Origin of the sequence: Streptomyces sp. SID4985 (genome assembly GCF_009863025.1) — a bacterium.
GTDB lineage: Bacteria > Actinomycetota > Actinomycetes > Streptomycetales > Streptomycetaceae > Streptomyces.
Genome location: NZ_WWIR01000589.1, coordinates 1 through 3,369, shown reverse-complemented (window position 1 = coordinate 3,369; position 3,369 = coordinate 1). Strand labels below are relative to the sequence as shown.

Annotated in this window: 4 protein-coding genes and 1 pseudogene; 4 read left to right on the top strand and 1 reads right to left on the bottom strand. The window is 70.7% G+C overall.

Annotated features, from left to right (window positions below; all coding sequences use genetic code 11):
• The 4 genes and pseudogenes from GTW40_RS25445 to GTW40_RS25435 all read left to right on the top strand — a co-directional run.
• A pseudogene (locus GTW40_RS25445) lies at positions 1 to 736 on the top strand (MFS transporter); the annotation flags it as partial.
• Between the two features lie 48 nt (positions 737 to 784).
• Positions 785 to 904: an SGM_5486 family transporter-associated protein gene (locus GTW40_RS33605; RefSeq protein WP_272919037.1), complete on the top strand. Its 120-nt coding sequence runs from the start codon at positions 785 to 787 to the stop codon at positions 902 to 904.
• A gap of 156 nt (positions 905 to 1,060) precedes the next feature.
• The gene (locus GTW40_RS25440) at positions 1,061 to 1,267 is read left to right on the top strand and encodes a hypothetical protein (protein WP_161182501.1); all 207 of its coding nucleotides are present in this window, start codon (positions 1,061 to 1,063) and stop codon (positions 1,265 to 1,267) included.
• A 90-nt stretch (positions 1,268 to 1,357) separates the two neighbouring features.
• Entirely contained in the window at positions 1,358 to 1,876 is a 519-nt protein-coding gene (locus GTW40_RS25435) for a histidine phosphatase family protein (protein WP_161182500.1), read from the top strand.
• Between the two features lie 54 nt (positions 1,877 to 1,930).
• Here the strand turns inward: GTW40_RS25435 and serB are convergent, their stop codons facing one another.
• The gene (serB, locus tag GTW40_RS25430; protein WP_161182499.1) at positions 1,931 to 3,154 is read right to left on the bottom strand and encodes a phosphoserine phosphatase SerB; all 1,224 of its coding nucleotides are present in this window, start codon (positions 3,152 to 3,154) and stop codon (positions 1,931 to 1,933) included.
• Positions 3,155 to 3,369: the final 215 nt, after the last annotated feature.

Below are 3,369 nucleotides of genomic sequence, written 5' to 3'. Positions count from 1 at the left end.
CACGGCACGGCCCGGAACCGCTGCCGGGGCCGAACGCCCGGGCGGTGCCGTCCCGGCGGGCGGTGTCGATGCGGCCGGAGTGGCCGGAGCAGCCGCCCCCACCGCTCCCGTCGGCTCGGGCGCCGCCCGCCCCACAGCGGAGCACGCGCCCCTCCGGATCACCCGCAGCCGTACCGCCTGGGCGCTCGCTGTCTTCTTCGGCCTCCAGGCGACCGGCGCGTACATCACCATGGGCTGGATGCCGCAGATCTTCCGGGACGCGGGCGTACCGGCGGGCACGGCGGGTGTCCTGCTCGCGGTCACCATGGTGATGGGCGTGCCCCTGGCCTTCGTCATCCCGAGGGTCGCGGCCCGGCTGCCCCACCAGGGCCCGATCGTGCTGACCCTGGGCGCGTGCGGCCTCGCGGGCTACGCGGGCCTCTACCTCGCCCCCGCCTCCGGCGCCTGGGCGTGGGCCCTGCTGCTCGGCGTCTCCAACTGTGCGTTCCCGCTCGCGCTGACCATGGTCGGCATGCGGGCGCGGAGCGGCCCCGGTGTGGCCCAGCTGTCGGCGTTCGCGCAGAGCACCGGCTATCTGATCTCGATCCCGGGCCCGCTGCTGGTCGGCGTGCTCTACCAGCGCAGCGGCGGCTGGGGCGTGCCGCTCGCCCTGATGGCGGGCCTCATGGTGCCGCAGATGATCGTCGGCGTCCTCGCGGGCCGCGACCGCACGGTGGAGGACGAGGCGGCCCGCTGAGCCGCCCCCGCCCGACCCGTACCGGACGAAGGGTGCGAGACTGACGCCATGCAGCCTGTGCTCGACCCGAACCCGAAGAACGGCCAGAAGAAGATGCTCCTCGTCTTCGGCTCGTTCCTCGCCGTCTTCGTGATCATCGGCATCATCGCGACGATCGCCTCCCCCTGAGCCGCACCCGGGGATGGTGCTGACCCCCCATCCCCTAGGGGGCGAGACTCAGGGTGAAGTAGGTGGCCTTCCTGATAGGCCCACGGACGGTGATTCCGTAACTTCGAAGTGTGCCGCGACGCGGGGTCGCGACCTGTTCCGAAGACGGAGGCGACGATGTCCGTCCGCACCCACCCCCGGCCCCACCCGGCGGCCACGGGCGGCACCGGGACCCGCCTGCCCTGGTGGGCGCTGGCGCTGCCCGTACTGGCTTTCACCATCCTGCTCGCACTGATGCTGAACCCGTCCGAGGCCCACGCGGCCACCGGCGAACCCGTACTCGCCCACCTCATCGAACAGATACGCGCCCTCCTCGTACGGTGAGCCCACGGTGTGCGAGACCCTCGCTCGTACGGTGAATCCGCATGTCAACTCCCTGCGCCAGGGCGCATCTTTCGTGCGAAGCTGGGTGCCATGAGCGTCGCAGAACCCCGCAGGATCGTCCTCTTCCGCCATGCGAAAGCCGACTGGCCCCAGGTTTCCGACCATGAGCGCCCCCTCGCCGAGCGGGGCCGCACGGACGCCACGGTCGCGGGCAGCAGACTGGCCGACACCGGCCTCGCCTTCGACCTGGCCGTCTGCTCCACCGCCCTGCGAACCCGCGAGACCTGGAAGCTCGCCGTCCACGAGCTGGCCCACCGCCCGAGGACGGTCTACGAGGACCGGGTCTACGACGCCTCACCCGGCGAGCTGATCGCCGTACTCAACGAGACCCCGGACGACGTCCGCACACTGATCCTCATCGGCCACAACCCCGGGATACATCACCTGGCCGACATCCTGTCCGGCTCCTCGGAAGGCGACGCCCGGGACCGCATGAACAGCCGAGGTTTCCCCGCCGCCGCCTTCGCGGTCCTGTCGTTCGACGGCGACTGGAAGAACCTGGAACCGGGCAAGGCCACGCTGACCGAGTACTGGACCCCGTCGGAGTGACGAAAGGGGCCCGGCACCGCGAACGGCGACGGGCCCTCTGACGTATCCGGAGCTTTAGTCCTCGTCGTGGGTCTCGGCGGCCTCGACCTCTTCACGGGTGATGCCGAGGAGGTAGAGGACGGTGTCGAGGAAGGGGACGTTCACGGCGGTGTGGGCGGCCTCGCGGACGACCGGCTTGGCGTTGAAGGCGACGCCGAGCCCGGCGGCGTTCAGCATGTCGAGGTCGTTGGCCCCGTCACCGATCGCGACGGTCTGCGCCAACGGCACCCCGGCCTCGGCAGCGAACCGGCGCAGCAGCCGCGCCTTGCCCGCCCGGTCCACGATCTCCCCGGTGACCCGCCCGGTCAGCTTGCCGTCCTCGATCTCCAAGGTGTTGGCCTGGGCGAAGTCGAGCCCCAGCCGTTCCTTCAGATCATCGGTGACCTGCGTAAACCCACCGGAGACGACCCCGACCTGATACCCGAGCCGCTTGAGCGTACGGATCAAGGTCCGGGCACCGGGCGTGAGCCGCACCTGATCCCGCACCTTCTCCACCACCGAGGCATCCAGCCCCTTGAGCAGCGCGACCCGGGCATGCAGGGACTGCTCGAAATCCAGCTCCCCCCGCATCGCGGCGGCGGTCACCTCGGCGACCTCGGCCTCACACCCCGCGTGCGCCGCGAACAGCTCGATGACCTCGTCCTGGATCAGCGTGGAGTCCACATCCATGACCACAAGCCGCTGCGCCCGCCGATGCAGCCCCGCCGACACGACGGCTATGTCGACACCGAGTGCCGCCGCGCTCGCCGCCAGCGCACTCCGCAGCGACCCGGTCTCCACACCGGAAACGGCGAACTCAACCGCCGTCACCGGGTACTTGGCCAGCCGGAAAATACGGTCGATGTTGCCCCCGACCTGCGCGATCCGCGCGGCGATGGCAGCCGTCGACTCAGCGGTGAGCGGATGCCCGAGCACGGTCACAAGAGACCGCCCAACCCCCCGAGGCCGGTTGTCCCCACGCCCCGAAATGATCTCGGCCTGCATCTTCATCGACTCGGCCCAGCTGTGCACGGTGGCCCGCAGATCCCCCTCGAGCCCCGCCGGTGGCGTAGAAACCAGCGCACACAGCACCAGCCGCCCCCGCGTGACAACCTGCTCGATATCGACCACGTCGACCTGAAAAGCGGCCAGCGTGTCGAACAGCCCGGCGGTGATCCCCGGCCTGTCCTTGCCGAATATCTTCACCAGCAGAGTCGGGTCATCAACAGCCTGCACAGCGGCGTTCTCCGTAGCGCTCATGGTCCCCCCACCGTATCCGGCACCCGGTGCCCCCCGCCTCCGGGTCCACCCACCGGACCGCAGGCGGAACGACCACGCACCCGCACACGACACGAACCACCACGCACCCGCACACGACACGAAACGGAACGCTCCCCCCTCGCGAGGCGGGCGCCGCAGCCGCGTACGGCGGTGAGGGGACGTGGCGGGGGGTGTCCGCCCGCAGCGGCCGGCGA

Excerpts from the sequence above, each read along its gene's own strand:
- GTW40_RS33605 (WP_272919037.1), top strand. The coding sequence starts at position 785 with ATGCAGCCTGTGCTCGACCCGAACCCGAAGAACGGCCAGAAGAAGATG.
- GTW40_RS25440 (WP_161182501.1), top strand. The coding sequence starts at position 1,061 with ATGTCCGTCCGCACCCACCCCCGGCCCCACCCGGCGGCCACGGGCGGC.
- GTW40_RS25435 (WP_161182500.1), top strand. The coding sequence starts at position 1,358 with ATGAGCGTCGCAGAACCCCGCAGGATCGTCCTCTTCCGCCATGCGAAA.
- serB (WP_161182499.1), bottom strand. The coding sequence starts at position 3,154 with ATGAGCGCTACGGAGAACGCCGCTGTGCAGGCTGTTGATGACCCGACT.